13 protein-coding genes, 1 tRNA gene and 2 pseudogenes are annotated in these 15,185 nt (G+C 50.9%); 11 read left to right on the plus strand and 5 right to left on the minus strand.

Annotated elements, in window-relative coordinates; all coding sequences use genetic code 11:
- Positions 1-258 precede the first annotated feature (258 nt).
- The gene (locus P3X23_RS11495) at positions 259-2,508 is read left to right on the plus strand and encodes an EAL domain-containing protein (protein WP_300876895.1); all 2,250 of its coding nucleotides are present in this window, start codon (positions 259-261) and stop codon (positions 2,506-2,508) included.
- Positions 2,509-2,556: 48 nt separating this feature from the next.
- On the opposite strand, the pseudogene P3X23_RS11500 reads toward P3X23_RS11495, so the two are convergent.
- Both P3X23_RS11500 and P3X23_RS11505 read right to left on the minus strand, forming a co-directional pair.
- Positions 2,557-2,790: pseudogene (locus P3X23_RS11500) on the minus strand (hypothetical protein); the annotation flags it as partial.
- A gap of 189 nt (positions 2,791-2,979) precedes the next feature.
- Positions 2,980-3,066, minus strand: a tRNA-Ser gene (locus tag P3X23_RS11505).
- Positions 3,067-3,198: 132 nt separating this feature from the next.
- Between P3X23_RS11505 and P3X23_RS11510 the strand changes: the two genes are divergently transcribed.
- Positions 3,199-4,188, plus strand: a complete 990-nt coding sequence (locus P3X23_RS11510) for a cysteine synthase A (RefSeq protein WP_300877050.1) — start codon at positions 3,199-3,201, stop codon at positions 4,186-4,188.
- A gap of 183 nt (positions 4,189-4,371) precedes the next feature.
- Positions 4,372-4,482, plus strand: coding sequence for a S26 family signal peptidase (locus tag P3X23_RS11515; protein WP_300877053.1), 111 nt, complete (start codon positions 4,372-4,374; stop codon positions 4,480-4,482).
- Between the two features lie 116 nt (positions 4,483-4,598).
- Here the strand turns inward: P3X23_RS11515 and P3X23_RS11520 are convergent, their stop codons facing one another.
- Complete coding sequence (locus P3X23_RS11520; protein WP_300876898.1) at positions 4,599-4,844, minus strand: hypothetical protein; 246 nt, start codon at positions 4,842-4,844, stop codon at positions 4,599-4,601.
- 247 nt (positions 4,845-5,091) lie between these two features.
- Between P3X23_RS11520 and P3X23_RS11525 the strand changes: the two genes are divergently transcribed.
- The 6 genes from P3X23_RS11525 to cruF all read left to right on the plus strand — a co-directional run bounded on the left by P3X23_RS11525 (position 5,092) and on the right by cruF (position 9,481).
- The gene (locus P3X23_RS11525; RefSeq protein WP_300876901.1) at positions 5,092-6,417 is read left to right on the plus strand and encodes an aspartate aminotransferase family protein; all 1,326 of its coding nucleotides are present in this window, start codon (positions 5,092-5,094) and stop codon (positions 6,415-6,417) included.
- Positions 6,418-6,460: 43 nt separating this feature from the next.
- Positions 6,461-6,772 carry a hypothetical protein gene (locus tag P3X23_RS11530; protein WP_300876904.1) on the plus strand — a complete coding sequence of 104 codons (312 nt, stop codon included), beginning with the start codon at positions 6,461-6,463 and terminating at the stop codon, positions 6,770-6,772.
- A 67-nt stretch (positions 6,773-6,839) separates the two neighbouring features.
- The gene (locus tag P3X23_RS11535) at positions 6,840-7,307 is read left to right on the plus strand and encodes a VOC family protein (RefSeq protein WP_300876907.1); all 468 of its coding nucleotides are present in this window, start codon (positions 6,840-6,842) and stop codon (positions 7,305-7,307) included.
- Positions 7,304-7,570, plus strand: a complete 267-nt coding sequence (locus P3X23_RS11540) for a glutaredoxin family protein (RefSeq protein ID WP_300876909.1) — start codon at positions 7,304-7,306, stop codon at positions 7,568-7,570. Before P3X23_RS11535 ends, P3X23_RS11540 begins: the two co-directional genes overlap by 4 nt.
- A 142-nt stretch (positions 7,571-7,712) precedes the next feature.
- Complete coding sequence (locus tag P3X23_RS11545) at positions 7,713-8,426, plus strand: TrkA family potassium uptake protein (RefSeq protein WP_300876911.1); 714 nt, start codon at positions 7,713-7,715, stop codon at positions 8,424-8,426.
- 161 nt (positions 8,427-8,587) lie between these two features.
- Positions 8,588-9,481, plus strand: coding sequence for a gamma-carotene 1'-hydroxylase CruF (cruF, locus tag P3X23_RS11550; protein ID WP_300876914.1), 894 nt, complete (start codon positions 8,588-8,590; stop codon positions 9,479-9,481).
- A 293-nt stretch (positions 9,482-9,774) separates the two neighbouring features.
- Here the strand turns inward: cruF and P3X23_RS11555 are convergent, their stop codons facing one another.
- Both P3X23_RS11555 and priA read right to left on the minus strand, forming a co-directional pair.
- A complete protein-coding gene (locus P3X23_RS11555; protein WP_300876917.1) occupies positions 9,775-10,629 on the minus strand; it encodes a hypothetical protein in 855 nt (284 codons plus the stop codon).
- A 110-nt stretch (positions 10,630-10,739) separates the two neighbouring features.
- Positions 10,740-13,184, minus strand: coding sequence for a primosomal protein N' (gene priA / locus P3X23_RS11560; RefSeq protein WP_300876920.1), 2,445 nt, complete (start codon positions 13,182-13,184; stop codon positions 10,740-10,742).
- Positions 13,185-13,366: 182 nt separating this feature from the next.
- On the opposite strand from priA, the pseudogene P3X23_RS12065 reads away from it, so the two are divergent.
- Both P3X23_RS12065 and P3X23_RS11580 read left to right on the plus strand, forming a co-directional pair.
- Positions 13,367-14,013, plus strand: a pseudogene (locus P3X23_RS12065) (aldehyde dehydrogenase family protein); the annotation flags it as partial.
- On the plus strand, positions 14,013-15,167 hold the full coding sequence (locus tag P3X23_RS11580) for an SAM-dependent methyltransferase (protein WP_300876926.1): 1,155 nt from the start codon (positions 14,013-14,015) through the stop codon (positions 15,165-15,167). The pseudogene P3X23_RS12065 and the gene P3X23_RS11580, both read left to right, overlap by 1 nt.
- The last annotated feature ends 18 nt before the right edge of the window (positions 15,168-15,185 follow it).

Consider the following 15,185-nt stretch of genomic DNA (forward strand, 5'->3'; position numbering starts at 1 on the left):
CCTATTCATTGCATTGCCACAGTGATCTCCCTCAGTCGCTATGATAGATTTAGAAAGAAAAATTAATACTCACTCAAAATCAAAATATTTTATTAGCTCACTATAGTAGAAGTCCTGTTGAATCAATCATAAAAAATGCTCAAAAAAGTAACGATACTTCCTGTGATGAACGATGATCCCCATGAGCCACTGGAGATACCAGAAACAAACGCAGATCAGGCATTGTGCTTTTGTTCGTCATCGCCATCTTCAGTATCTTTGCTGAGCTTACTAATCATTGAAAACATCCCCCAATCGGGTAAAATTTTGTATCCCCATCTCGCAAAGATTAATGACATTTACTACCAAGTTCACACCTGTTTATATTCTCACTTAACCCCTGGTGTGGTTGCTCAGGCCAAACCTCATCTGCTTGTTCTCATTGCTCAAGGGGATCACGTTCTTAAAAAAGTACAAACACTCCAGCAACGTTATCCACAATTGCCCCTAGTTGTGATTAATCTTGGCGATCGCCCCGATTTGGCCACGCAGATTCTCCACAGTGGTGCTCAGGACTATTTAACTATTGGGGAACTGACCCCCAATTTACTGGCGCGCAGTTTTCGCCATGCCATCGATCGCCACCAAGTGGAACAACAACTGCTGCGCCAAGCCCAATACGATCGCCTGCTTGTGCAGATTACCCAGCACATTCACCAATCCCTTGATCTGAGCACAATTCTCGAAACTGCCGTCAAGGATGTGCGCCAACTCCTAGGGTGCGATCGCGTCCTCATCTATCGCTTCCTTGATGACTGGCGGGGCATTATGGATGTCGAAGCTGTGGTTCCTCCTTGGTTGTCGGCTTTGGGGGATGTGGTGGGGGACTCCTGCTTTACAGAACAGTATCTTGAAGCCTATAGGCGGGGTCGTATCCACGTAGTGAATAACTTAGACACAGCGGCTGTTGTTCCCTGCTATCGTGACCTGCTAGTGCACTATCAAGTCAAGGCCAATTTAGTTGTCCCCATTGTAGTGGAAGAGCGGCTTTGGGGATTGCTGCTCTGTCACCAATGTGATCATCCTCGCGACTGGCAAGACAGCGAAATTGAATTGATTAAGCAAATTTCAACCCAGTTGGCGATCGCCATTTTGCAAGCAGAACTCTATCAAAAAGCGCAAACGGAAATTCAAGAACGCAAAGCAATCGAAGCCCAACTCCTCTACCAAACACGCCATGACTACCTCACCCATTTACCCAATCGTTGGTTTTTTGAGGAACACTTGCGCACAACCCTCAACTATGCTGCAGAGCACCCCAACTACCACTACGCTGTTCTTTGTTTAGATTTGGATCGCTTCAAGACCTTCAACGACAGTCTGGGACACACCATTGGCGATTTGTTCCTGCAAGCATTTGCCAAGCGGCTCAGTGGTTGTGTCAGTCCTCAAGATGTGGTAGCCCGTTTAGGGGGTGATGAATTTGCCGTGTTGCTCAACGACATTCAGGGCGTAGAACAGGCTCAAGTCATTGCCGAAAACCTGCGGGAGCGCCTCAGTCACCCCTTTGAAATTGATCACTACACCCTCTACAGCACTGTGAGTATTGGCCTAGTGATGGGAGAGGCCCATTACACCAGCAGTGAAGAACTCCTACGCGATGCCAACATGGCCATGTACCATGCCAAAACAAAGGGGCACAATTGCATCGGTACTTTTAACCCAGCCCTGCTACAACAGGTGCGCGATCGCCTGTATTTAGAAGTGGAACTGCGGCAAGCCATTGAACGGGGTGACCTGACCTTACACTATCAGCCCATTGTCAATCTCCGTAGCCAATCTCCAAGAAGCTTTGAAGCCCTAATCCGCTGGCAAAAGGGGGATACCCTCATTTCCCCTAAAGTCTTTATTCCTCTTGCCGAAGAAACGGGACTAATTTTTGAACTCTCCCGCTGGGTTTTGCACAATGCCTGTGAGCAGTTGCAGCAGTGGCAGCAAAAGTACCCCAAACTCCAGTCTATGGGCTTTACAATGAGTGTTAATCTTTCTGCCAATCAATTTTCTTTGCCTACCCTTGTGGCTGAAATTCAACAAACTCTTGAGCATCGTCACTTGAGCGGGCAGTTTCTCAAGATCGAAATCACTGAAAGTGTGCTGATGCAGCACCTGGACTCTGCTTGCGAAATTCTCACTAAGCTAAAGGAGATGGGCGTACGCATTAACATTGATGACTTTGGCATCGGGTATTCCTCCCTGAGCTATTTGCGCAATCTTCCTCTAGATGGCATTAAAATTGACCGCTCCTTCATTTCCCAAATGGATCGCAGTCAAGAAGACCTAGAGGTGGTACACACAATTTTGGTTCTGGCGCACAACCTGCACCTTGATTGCATTGCTGAGGGCATTGAAAACACGACTCAACTACAACTGTTGCGATCTCTGCGTTGTCCCTATGGCCAAGGCTATCTTTTTGCTCCGCCGCTGCCCCCCGACAAGGCCGAGCTTTACCTTCAAGAACACATCCTCTAAAGTGCTTCAAATCTAGAAGTGTTGGATTCTGTAACAAAACTTAACACTCTAAGCCTGCGTCGAGTGGATGCGAGAGGCCACAAGTCGCTCTGGCTGCCAATCAAAGTTCCAATGCCCTGAACATCGCCGACTGAGTTCTAATTGCAAATATCTCAACTTATCTAACAGTTTCCTCGCAAAGTATTCTGGTATGTCCACTAGCTCCAAAATTAAATACGCAATCAAGACCATGTATATTTGGTTGACGACCTCATTCAAATTCTTCGTCATCAACCGCTCTAACAATCTGTGATCCTAAACCCATTCAGAGTTTTACCGCAGGATATCCCTCTTGCCACAGCAGCTTACTGGTTAACGTTATCACTGTAGAATCTATGGGAAAAGTCACTCTCCCTGAGCTGCCATGCTTTCGTCTATTGTTCAACACTTCTGGCTCTCTAGCTCACTCCACTGAGAGTGATACCAAGTGAACGGAGAGGGGGGGATTCGAACCCCCGTTAGGTGTTACCCTAAACTTGATTTCGAGTCAAGCGCATTCAACCACTCTGCCACCTCTCCAAGGATCTTTGGATCTTTAATCATAGCAAAAGCGAATGCTAAAGGCACGCTTTGGAATCGCCCCCTCAAGGAAATTCTGGCGGCAAACCCCTTTACCATAAAAGTATTCAGTCAACTCCCAATAACGACGGCATGGATATCAAACAGGGTTTTGTGGGCACCATCGGTCAGACGCCGCTGATTCGCCTGAACTACTTTAGTGACCTCACAGGCTGTGAAATTCTCGGTAAGGCAGAGTTCCTCAACCCCGGTGGCTCTGTCAAGGATCGGGCAGCCCTTTACATCATTGAAGATGCTGAAAAAAAAGGCCTCCTCAAACCCGGCGGTACTGTGGTCGAAGGTACAGCGGGCAATACGGGCATTGGCCTAGCCCACATCTGCAATGCTAAGGGCTACAAGTGCCTAATTGTTATTCCTGAGACTCAATCCCAAGAGAAAATTGACTTACTGCGTACTCTGGGTGCCGAGGTGCGCCCGGTTCCTGCCGTACCCTATAAAGATCCCAATAACTATGTGAAGCTCTCCGGGCGTATTGCTGCTGAAATGGAGAATGCCATCTGGGCAAACCAATTCGATAACCTTGCCAATCGCCAAGCCCATTATGAAACCACAGGACCTGAAATTTGGCAGCAAACCGATGGCCGAATTGATGTCTGGGTAGCGGCAACCGGCACTGGGGGAACCTATGCAGGTGTAGCCATGTACCTGAAGGAAAAAAATCCGGCCATTCGCACCGTGATTGCCGATCCAATGGGCAGTGCCATCTATAGCTATGTAAAAACAGGTACCCTCAGCAGTAGTGGTAGTTCCATTACTGAAGGCATTGGCAATAGCCGCATTACGGCAAACTTAGCAGGCGCTCCCATTGATGATGCGATTCAAATTGAGGATCAAGAGTGCCTTGAAATCATTTATCAACTGCTGCACTACGATGGCCTTTTCCTGGGTGGCTCCGTGGGTATTAATGTGGGGGCAGCGGTGCGCCTTGCTAAGGAACTTGGTCCTGGCCACACGATTGTCACTGTGCTGTGCGATGGGGGTTCCCGCTATCAATCGCGGCTTTTTAACCCAGAGTGGCTGGCTAGCAAGGGGCTACGGGTGCCAGAGATTAAAAAAAACTGAAGCCCTAGGAACAGTGTCTAATATTAATTTTATGATTTGCATTTTTGTAACTGAGTCGCTTTTATTCCCTCGGAGTCAATAGAGTGAATTTTCTGGCTAGGCGATCGCCTTGCGGTGGAAAAGATCACCTATTGTTAGCGATCGCCCCACTGCTGTTGCAAACAATCTCCCCATCCAGACCCTATCCCCCGTCACAGCGCCAAAAAAGATGCTCTTTGGTACGGGGATAACCGCAACCACAGCAATGACTCCCACATTTGGGGATTTGTCACCCTTGAGAATGTTGTTGGTTGAGCGATCGCCCGTCCTTGGCCTCTGAGCCATGCAGGTGAAATTTTGTTGCCAACCGCTTATAGCGCTTAATAGGTAACCAACCGCATCATTGTTGGCTGAGCATTGTCCATCAATCCTCATTCCTTAGGTAACGGCACCACTTGTTCCACAGGGTTTGTTGAAGTTGGTTGGACGCAATCGGTCTGTAAGCTGTAGTTCCCATTTCGTAGGTTCGAAGGTTGGGCGGGTCGGCTGACTTGGCAGGTTTTAATGACCGTTGCCCCCACCTGTAGCGTGCTATGGGTTTGGCTATGAGCCAAAGGTGTCCAAGAAAACACCGCTAACAAACCCAAGGCGATCGTCGCCACAAGACTGAACATCATTCCCCCGCCTTCTCTTTATCGAGAAGTCATTGACGCATCACTTGTAACAATTCTTGGAATTCCTTCCCCCGCCTTTAAGTTAAGGTTTGAGTTCATACTTTAGGCTTGTGCCTCTGCGGTGTAGGGGTGTTGGTGACAACTCCTTGGAGTAGTTGTGTCATTGTGGCGGCCTATCGCGATATTATTGGCCTAATTCCCTCCATCAGAGACACCAATTAGTTCAAATTGGCTTTCTAGTTTTAGTGTAATGACGCTGCCTACCCTTGCAGAGATTAACCTCGACCCCTTTTGGATGCCCTTTACGGCCAATCGGCAGTTTAAGCAAAGCCCTCGCCTTCTGGTGTCAGCGGCGGGGATGTACTACACAAGTATTGATGGCCGATCTATTCTCGATGCCACAGCGGGGTTGTGGTGTGTCAATGCTGGACACTGCCGCCCTGAAATCTTGAGCGCGATCGCCCGACAGGCAGCTACCTTGGATTTTGCCCCCACCTTTCAGATGGGGCATCCGGGGCCGTTTCAAGTTGCCGATCGCCTGCGTGCCATTACCCCTGAGCCTCTCAACCATATCTTTTTTGCCAATTCTGGCTCTGAGGCGGTGGACACAGCCTTGAAAATTGCCCTAGCTTACCATCGCTTGCGGGGAGAAGGCAGTCGCCAACGGCTCATTGGGCGTGAGCGGGGCTATCACGGAGTCGGCTTTGGTGGAATTTCCGTAGGAGGCATTGCTCCCAATCGCAAGTTCTTTGGTTCTCTTTTGGCAGGGGTAGATCATCTGCCCCACACCCACAATCTTGAACAAAATGCCTTCAGCAAAGGTCAGCCAGCTTGGGGAGCGCATTTAGCCGATGAGCTAGAGCGGTTGGTGGCTCTGCATGATGCCTCAACAATTGCCGCTGTCATTGTCGAACCCTTGGCGGGTTCTACGGGTGTTTTGATTCCGCCCCAGGGGTACTTAGAACGCCTGCGTGCCATTTGCGATCGCTATGGCATCCTGCTGATTTTTGATGAGGTAATTACTGGCTTTGGCCGTCTTGGTGCTCCCTTTGCCAGCCAATACTTTGGCGTTACTCCAGATCTAATCACTGTGGCCAAGGGGTTGACCAATGCTGCTGTGCCCATGGGGGCAGTCATTGTCCGCGATGAAATCTATGAAACCTTTATGCAAGGGCCATTGGGGCAAATAGAGTTTTTCCATGGCTATACCTATTCGGGACATCCCCTTGCCTGTGCAGCTGCCTTAGCCACCCTAGAAATCTACGAAAAGGAGGCTCTATTTGAGCGGGCGGCTGCCCTTGCCCCCTATTGGCAGGAGGCTGTCCACAGCTTGCGGGGGCTGCCCCATGTGATTGACATTCGCAATTTGGGCTTGGTGGCCGGCATTGAATTAGCACCGCGGGAAGGTCAAGGGGGTGCCCGTGGCTATGATGCCCTCTGTCGCGCCTTTGAGGCGGGGCTGCTGATTCGAGTCACAGGGGATATTATTGCCCTCTCGCCTCCATTGATTGTGGAGCGATCGCACATTGATCAAATGGTGGAGATTTTAAGTCGCGTTCTGCGGGAACTTCCTTAGCTAGCTGAGCGTCACCAAAGGCACTCTCTCACTGGAGGCTTGTATGTTACGCTTCCTCTCGCTGGCCATCGGTAGTCTCATGACGCTGCTGGCGATCGCCCCCCCAATGCGTGCCGCCTATCCCCTCTTTCCCAATCAGCCGGGGGTAGATGTCTTTTTCCCCGGCCTAGAGTCTTTTGGGCGGCCACAGACCCCGCAATATACTCCCTACAATCCCATCTTTTACCGTCCGCCGGGGCAATCCCAGACTTACATTATTGTACCGGTGCCCTATCCACCTCGCCCGGTGATTTACTACTCGCCTTATGGAGTACCTTACTATCCCTATCCTTGCTCTCCATTTCGGTGTAAGTAAAGTGGGCGCTGAAGAAAAGAGAGCCTGCTAAAATAGTTGATAATTTCGCTGTTTTTTAAGAGGGTCCATGGCGCAGTTAGCGATCGCTCCTGTGTTGTTCCACTTGGCATTTCCTGTCAACAATCTGGCGGACACTAAAGCCTACTATATTGACGGGTTGGGCTGTGAACCAGGGCGGGAAAACCCCCACTGTCTAATCCTCAAGCTGTATGGCCATCAACTGGTAGCCCATGTCACCGATGAACCCCTAACCCCCCCTAAAAACATCTATCCGCGCCACTTTGGCCTGATTTTTTTGGCTCAGGCCGACTGGCAAAACCTGCGCGATCGCGTGGTCAAAAAAGGGCTTGAATTTTATCAGCCGCCGCGCACCCGCTTTCCCAACACTCCCCTAGAGCATCAAACCTTCTTCTTGGCAGACCCCTTCCACAATCTCATTGAAATCAAGCACTACCGCCATGTAGAAGCCATTTTTGGCCTACGGAATCACACTTTCATTGGCGATACCCCCTCTATATCTGTCTCCCAACCGTGAGTCATCTCATTCTCTATAGCAAGCCTGGCTGCCACTTGTGTGAAGGGCTACAAGAAAAGCTGGCCACTCTCAAGGAATTTACCCTTGAAGTACGCGACATTACGAGTCGCCCAGACTGGTGGCAAGCCTATCAGTACGAAATTCCGGTTGTCTATTTGGTAACGGCCAAACAGGTCATTCCTGTACCGCGCTTTTCTCCCCGTGCAGCCGTTGAACACATTCAGCAGCGTCTCCAGCAACTGGCCAATTCAGCAACTCCCTGACCTCCCCTTAACAGCGCGGAGCCGTTTTCCAAGAAGAAAACAGGTTCAAGAGAGCTGCTCTAGATTGCATCCCCTTGAGGTATCCCATATTTTAGAGAAAAGTCGTTAAAGCGGCACAGCAACGCCAACAGGAAACTCACGAATGGTGGATTTTGGAGCGATGTTCTTTCGCGGGCGCGGGGTCAAAATCTCGCAGCAGTTTGCCGTGATTGGTCTGGGGCGCTTTGGCCGAGGGGTGTGCGAAACCTTACACGGCATGGGTTACGAGGTACTAGGGAGTGACAATCAAGAGCGGTTGGTCAATCAAGTCCTACAGGATCACATTGTGGATCATGCAATTCAATTGGACTCCACAGATCCCCAAGCTCTGAAGGAGGCAGGTTTTCTTGAATTTGAAACAGTGATTGTAGCCATTGGCAATCATGTGGATGCCAGTATTATTACCACGCTAAACCTGAAGGAGGGAGGCGTGCCCAATGTCGTTGCCAAGGCTTCCTCAGAGATTCACAAAAAACTGCTAGAGCGTGTGGGGGCAGATCGCGTTGTCTTTCCAGAATATGAGGCGGGCTGTGACTTGGCGCGATCGCTCACCCGACCCGCAATTCTCGATTGGTTTGACCTCGACCCCGAAAAAAGTATTGTAGAGGTCAAAGTGCCTGAAGCCTTTCACAATCGTACGGTTGCGGAGGTGGAACTCCGCAGTCGCTATGGCCTCAATCTAATTGCCCTGCGCTTTGATGATAAGTTTGAGATCAATCCCAGTCCCAGCCAAAAGCTAAATAAGGGGGACATTATGGTGGTGATTGGTGCCAATGATGACATTGACCGCTTTTTGCGCAGTCAGCACCTTCATTAGGAGGAGCTGAGTAATCCCCCAAAGGCTAACGGCGGGGCAGTGTTATTGGTATGATGCCCTTGGCAAGGTCTAACTCCTTTTTGGGGGTTAGCAGACAGGAGAGTGGTACACTCATATTAACATTTGTAAACAATTGCCCCCTATCCTTTGAGATTGCCCCTATGAAGAACGCACTTTACACTGCCGAGCAGGTGTGCCTGATTGGTCACATCTTGGCAATGGCTTTTGGCTTGGCGGGGTTGCTCCTCGTTGTGCCCCATCCTGAGTTTATTCTGGCCTTGCCCACTTGGGGTCAGCAGCTTTTTCAGTGGAGCATGGGAAATGGAGGGGTGGTTTATATTCTCCTCGGTGCACTGGCGATCGCCCTTTATGTCTATCGCAACTTTGGCTTAGAAAAGCTGTTGGGATTTTTACTGCCAGCGGTGGGAATTTCCCTCACCAGTGAACTGTTGGGTACCAGTACCGGCTTTCCCTTTGGCCATTACGGTTACCTCAGTGGTTTGGGGTATAAAATTGCTGGCCTTGTTCCTTTTACTATTCCCCTCTCTTGGTTTTATATGGGGCTGGTCACGTTTCTATTGGCCTATAGCGGTTTCATTAGTCGTCCTCTGCAGGAGGGCAAACCAGTGGGTTTTGGGGCAGTCCTGATCACCGTTGGCCTAGGAGCAATCTTTTTAACGGCTTGGGATTTTGTTTTGGATCCAGCCATGAGTCAAACCACCATTCCCTTCTGGCAATTTCAGGATGTTGGTGAGTTCTTTGGCATGCCCTACCGCAACATTTTGGGGTGGACAGGTACAGGAGCAGTGTTTATGGGGCTGGCCATGATCACCTGGTGGCCAAAGCCGGTGGTGGTCAACCGCGGGCAACTGATTACCCCCTTGCTGGTCTATCTGGTCAATTTTGCCTTTGGCGCTGTGATTACGCTCACTTCTTTGGATCAGCGTTTTTGGATTCCAGCAACCCTAGGCTTTGTTTTAGGCGTAGTACCCGTCACCCTGCTGTGGTGGTTTGCTCAAGCTTCTCTGCGGAAGACTGCAGCGGATCTTCGGTAGAGATGATTCCTAAGGGAAGGAGGGACAATTTCCTCAATGAAGGGCGTAGTTCCGTCTCGTCATCGAATGCCTGTCTCCCCACTCCAAACTTGACAACGTAGTAGTTGTGGAGCCGTGTGCTCACCAATGATCTCAATACCAATGGCCTCGCCCGTTGTTTTTAGCTTAATCTCACAGTCCTCCAACACTGAGTTGCCAGAATCAAAGCGCACAGCCGTCGGCAAACCCTAGTAATCAAAGGTGAAGTTTGCAATCTTTACTCCGGCAGCTCTCTCCTTCACTGAGAGCAGTTGCTACTGGGGTTCAGTCTCCCATTTAGAGTGCACTTCTGGCTGTTCTAAAGCCTGTGGCTTAAGGTTTTCTGCTGCTTCCCTTACTTTTTCCCTGTGCTCGCTAAAAATCCTGAAGACTTCATAAACCATCATTCCTCCTCCAGCAGCCAGCAGCACTGGTGAGAGGACACTTAAAGCTGACGCAACGGGCGGGAAAACAGCAGCAAGGGCAGCTACAGTAAAGGCACTGGCACCCCCAATGCCACCTCCAAGGGCTGTTTCTTGGGTAGTTTTGACAACAGCTTCAGCTACGTTCATCTCGCTTCTTGCCAAGGCCAAACCATTTCTGAGCACAGAGAGAAAAAGAGTAGCCCCTGCTCCAATCATTGCACCTTTGGGGGCTGCTTCTAGTCCCGCATTGAGAGCACCCTTGAGATTCTCAACCCTAGCTTGGCTTGTTAGCTGCATCTGTTCTTGCTGACTCATTGCTTGCGCCCCACGGGCACGATTGAGTGCGCTGCTTTCCCACTCTAAGTTGTTGGAAGGTGCCGACCCCTTTTTGCTGTAGGGCACAATGTGGTTGGCCTTTTTTCCTTCTAAATAGGCACGGGGGGCATTAGCCGCTGCCGCCTCAAGAGTAGCCCCCGCACGCTGCGAGGGTGGAATTTTCTCCAGCATTTGTTGGGCTTCAAAAACTGTGCCACTGGAACTACTGCCGATTCTCCCTCTGTAGAGCTGCCCAACTTTATTTGGAGCATACTGCGTAATATCGCCCAGTTTTGCAGGGTGGATCTCAACTTCGGCAGCAGCTTTGAGTGCTGAGCCACTCACCGTTTCCCCAATTTTTTGGTTTTTGTTAGACTTTGACTTGGCCATAGGGATTTGCAACAGGGTAAGAGTTTTTCCTTGCTTTACTGCTCTCTTATATTCTATTATAGTTATATAATCAAATAGTTTGCCATGGACTAAAAGCTTGTCAGGCAATCTCAAAGGAAATTGAGGGGGTCAACATCAATACTGAGGCGCGTGGAGCGCGGACACTGGTCTTTGAGATCACACAGAGCTTTGCTCAGCTGATAGAAGTTTTTTGGGGAGCCTTTGAGTAGAATTTGCCAGCGGTAGCGGTCAGCAATTTTGGCAATGGCGGCGGGTGCTGGACCGAGAACTTCCCATGTCCCCTCTGCAATTGGTGGGAGTGTCTGCAACTGTTGGGCGATCGCCAGTGCTGTTGTTGACACTTGCTCTGGATCGGGACTATTGAGGCGCAGCAGGATGAGTTGGGCGTGGGGGGGATAGCCCAAGGGTTGGCGATCGCTCAGCTCTTGGGTTGCAAATGTTTTCCAGTCATACTCTTTGACTGCCTGAATGACTCTATGCTCAGGGACATAGGTTTGAAGGATAACTCGCCCTGGACTGCTGCCACGTCCTGAGCGTCCCGCCACTTGGGTAAGCACCTGAAACGCTCGTTCACCGGCTTGATAATCTGGTAAATGAAGTAGGCTATCGGCGGCCAAAATCCCCACCAGTGCCACTTGGGGTAAATCAATTCCCTTAGTCAGCATCTGTGTTCCCACCATAACATCTGCTTCGCCGGCGGCAAAGCGGCTCAAGAGTTGGCGATGGGAACCTTGACGTTGGGTTGTATCACTGTCAAACCGCAATACCCGCAACTGGGGAAATCGCTGATTGAGTTCCGTAACCACCCGCTGCGTGCCGCCACCAAAGGGCTTGAGATAGGGGGAATCACAGTTGGGACACCGCTGCGGAAATGCCTGCTGGTAGCCGCAGTAGTGACAGCGCAGAACCGTTATGTTGTCGCCAAAAAGGTGCGCGGTGAGGGAGACACTGCAGTGGGGACAGTATAGAGCTGTACCACAACTGCGGCAGGAAACAAACGTGCTATATCCGCGACGGGGAACAAAGAGAATGGCCTGCTGGCCATTCAAACGATCTAAGGCTTCTTGGAGGAGCAAGCTGAGCATAGAGTAGTTCTTGCGAAATAGTTCTTGGCGCATGTCCACTACGGTAATTGGTGGGAGGGAGCGACTGTGAATGCGTTCCGGTAGAGAGAGGTAGTGAATCTGTCCAAGTTGTGCCGCTTGCCATGTGCTGAGGGCAGGGGTCGCTGTTCCCAAAATAAGGGGAATAGACTGTTGGCGCGATCGCCACTCGGCCACCGTGCGGGCGTGGTAACAGGGTTGGGGGTGATCCTGTTTATAACTACCATCGTGCTCTTCATCGAGAATAATGAGCCCCAGTCCCACCAAGGGCAGGAGTACTGCCGATCGCGTCCCGATGACCACGCGCGGCTCCTGCAGTAGTGTCAAGCGCCAAGTGTCATAGCGCTCTCCCTCACTCAAGCCACTGTGATAGACCAAAAGCCGTTGACCAAACCGCGCCCGCACTCGATCTGTTAACTGCGGTGTTAAACCAATCTCCGGCACTAGCAGTAAGGCAGTTTTTCCCCGCTGCAGGCAGGCGGCAATTGCCTGCAGATAGACCTCTGTTTTGCCAGAGCCGGTGACCCCGTGCAGCAAAAAGGTTTTCCCGTCTTCTAAATGTTGCAGAATTTGCTCCAATGCAGTGGCTTGGGCAGGTGTTAACACCTTAGGCGCATCTGGTGCTACTGCTACTCCCTGTTCGAGGCGGCAACACTGCTGCTCCACAATGGCAATGTACCCCTTGTCCGCAAGGCGCCGTAGTGTTGCTGGGGTGGTGCCCATTGCCTTAAGGACCTCCTGCAGCGGACAGTCGCGACCCTGTTGCTGAAGGTAATGGAGAATACGCCGCTGCCGCTGCGTTAGCTCTTCCCCCGCCTTTCCCCTGAGGAGCACCACAACCTGTTGTCGTTTTGGCTGTTGAGTGCTGGGTGCTGCCAGATAGGTCTCCACTAAGCCCAAACGTTCAAGTTCACTAAGGGGTCGCTGGACTTTGGAAAATTGTTGTTGTAGGTAGCGCACACTGTAGTCACCACCGCTTTTGCTCTGGAGGAAACGCAGCAGATGTTGCCCTTGCTCAGACAGAGGAGGAATGCCCTGTTGGGGGCGCAAGCGCACTCGCCGTTGCGATCGCCCCAAAACCCCCGGCGGTAAAGCAGTGCGCACCACTTGGATTAAGGGCGTGCAGTAGTACTGGGCAATTTGTTCCAACACTGCCCAATAGTCTTTGGGGAAAAGGCGCTGATCAACAATTGCTAGGAGTGCTTTTACCCGCTGCGAATCCACCGCTGGTGGTAATGTTGTCAATACCTCTAGGACAATCCCCCGCACCACTTGGGCGCCAAAGGGCACCTCTACCACATCGCCCCCCTGCACCCTCCAACCCCTAGGAATTTGGTACGTGTAGGCCTCACTGACCCCCGGACAGTCCACTAGTACACTGGCGTAGGCAGGACATTCATCGGAACTGGCAATTAAGTAGACAGGGGTCATATCGAGGGGAAAGCCATGAATCACAAAACTGGGGGGACTTTACTTCTACTATCCATCCTTGCCCAAAATCCCGATTTACCCAACTCAACAACAATGACGATATATCGGCCGCAGCAGTCATTGTAAGCCAATCACCTACTGATTCTTTGTAGCAATGATTGTCCCTTCAACACCATGGGAAAGCAGGAGTTGTGCATTCGGCCTTTGGCTACAACGGCCAGAAGGGCTCCGCCTGTTGGCAGGTAATTGTCCTTGAGTCCATCTATCAACCCTTTGTGTAGCGGTTAGTGGCGGCTACCCCGTCTCTCAATATTGGGTCAGCCCATTTGCCCAGTACTCGAGTTGGACCAGTGATCACGGCAACCACCCGCAATCACATTCAGGAATATATTGCCAAGGGACAACAGGAGGCAAAACTGGCCCTGAGTGTGCCAGTAGCGGAAGTGGGATATTTTGTCTTCCCCACAATCTTTACCTGGAAGCCCCAGTGCTACGATCGCTGAAAAGGAAATTTTTGACCCTGTGCTGGCGGTACTGCGGGCAAAAACTTTTGTCCAAGCCCTTGAACTTGCCAATGTCACCGCCTATGCTCTGACAGAAGGGTATAGTCCCGCAGGCAAAAGCCCAGTTTGCCGTGGACAACCTTTACATCAATCGCGGCATTACCGGAGCGATCGTTGCTCGGCAACCCTTTGGTAGTTTTAAGCTTTCGGGGATTGGCTCCAAGGCCGGTGGACGCGATGACCTGCTGCAATTTCTTGAACCGCACGTCATTATCGAGAATGTGCAGCGCCAAGGCTTTGCCCCCATTGCAGGAGTGGATGATTGATGCCAAAAAACAATCAGGTATTGGCTGATCTTCAGGAGCGCATCAGGGCAACAGGCGCCATTTCTTTCTGTGAGTTTATGAGTTTGGCGCTGTACGCACCACAGGGGGGCTACTATAACCGGCCTCAAATGCAAATTGGCCGACGGGGTGACTTTATCACATCCAGTAGTCTGACTAGAGATTTTGCCGAACTCCTCAGCGAAGCCTTTGTTCAGATGTGGCACGCTTTGGATTGTCCCCAACGGTTTACGCTGCTGGAAATAGGCGCTGGCGAAGGGGAGTTTGCTGATGTTGTCTTAGGTTATAGTCAGGCGACCTATCCCGATTTCTTTGCCGCCCTAGAGTATCGGATTCAAGAACAATCCCCCAGCTTACGGGAGCGCCAACAGCAACGCTTGGCACGTTGGGGCGATCGCCTGTACTGGCAAGGTTCTGAGACCCCTGCTAAATCGCTCATTGGCTGCATCTTTAGCAATGAACTGATAGATGCTTTTCCAGTGCATCGGCTGCAATGGCAGGGGGGCAACTGGCAGGAAATTTATGTAACCCTTGATAACCAAGGAGCCTTGCAAGAGGTGTTGCGCCCCCTAAGGGATGATCGCATCCATGAGTACTTTGCCACCATTGGCATTGATCCACAGCAGCAGGGCTATGCTGATGGCTACCGTACTGAAGTCAATCTCAACCTTATCCCGTGGTTAAAAGACCTGAGCCAGCGCCTTGAGCAGGGCTTTGTTCTTACCATTGACTATGGGTATCCCGCACATCAGTACTACCATCCTGCCCGCTGTGAGGGCACCCTCCAGTGCTACTACCGCCATCGCCGCCACAACAATCCCTATAGTTTTGTTGGCGAGCAGGACATCACAGCTCATATGGATGTGACTGCCTTGACTCGCTATGGAGAGAAGTTTGGCCTTGAAACCCTGTATATCACCCGTCAGAGTTTATTTCTCATGGCCTTAGGCTTGGGCGATCGCCTCCTTGCCCAACAACAGAGTAATGGCCATCTCCTCCAAGCCTTGAACCGCCATCAATCGCTACACCAACTCATTGACCCCCTAGGCCTTGGTGGCTTCTACGTCGTTCTTCAAGGTAAGCAAGCCACCCTAAAACTGCCGCACTTACAGGAAGCAGATCAGGCATTTGGATGAACTTAGATGGGGAACTCC

The organism is Thermosynechococcus sp. Uc, from assembly GCF_029335995.1.
In the GTDB taxonomy this organism is placed as follows: Bacteria; Cyanobacteriota; Cyanobacteriia; order Thermosynechococcales; family Thermosynechococcaceae; genus Thermosynechococcus.

Excerpts from the sequence above, each read along its gene's own strand:
- P3X23_RS11510 (WP_300877050.1), top strand. The coding sequence starts at position 3,199 with ATGGATATCAAACAGGGTTTTGTGGGCACCATCGGTCAGACGCCGCTG.
- P3X23_RS11520 (WP_300876898.1), bottom strand. The coding sequence starts at position 4,844 with ATGATGTTCAGTCTTGTGGCGACGATCGCCTTGGGTTTGTTAGCGGTG.
- P3X23_RS11525 (WP_300876901.1), top strand. The coding sequence starts at position 5,092 with ATGACGCTGCCTACCCTTGCAGAGATTAACCTCGACCCCTTTTGGATG.
- P3X23_RS11530 (WP_300876904.1), top strand. The coding sequence starts at position 6,461 with ATGTTACGCTTCCTCTCGCTGGCCATCGGTAGTCTCATGACGCTGCTG.
- P3X23_RS11535 (WP_300876907.1), top strand. The coding sequence starts at position 6,840 with ATGGCGCAGTTAGCGATCGCTCCTGTGTTGTTCCACTTGGCATTTCCT.
- P3X23_RS11545 (WP_300876911.1), top strand. The coding sequence starts at position 7,713 with ATGGTGGATTTTGGAGCGATGTTCTTTCGCGGGCGCGGGGTCAAAATC.
- cruF (WP_300876914.1), top strand. The coding sequence starts at position 8,588 with ATGAAGAACGCACTTTACACTGCCGAGCAGGTGTGCCTGATTGGTCAC.
- P3X23_RS11555 (WP_300876917.1), bottom strand. The coding sequence starts at position 10,629 with ATGGCCAAGTCAAAGTCTAACAAAAACCAAAAAATTGGGGAAACGGTG.
- priA (WP_300876920.1), bottom strand. The coding sequence starts at position 13,184 with ATGACCCCTGTCTACTTAATTGCCAGTTCCGATGAATGTCCTGCCTAC.
- P3X23_RS11580 (WP_300876926.1), top strand. The coding sequence starts at position 14,013 with ATGCCAAAAAACAATCAGGTATTGGCTGATCTTCAGGAGCGCATCAGG.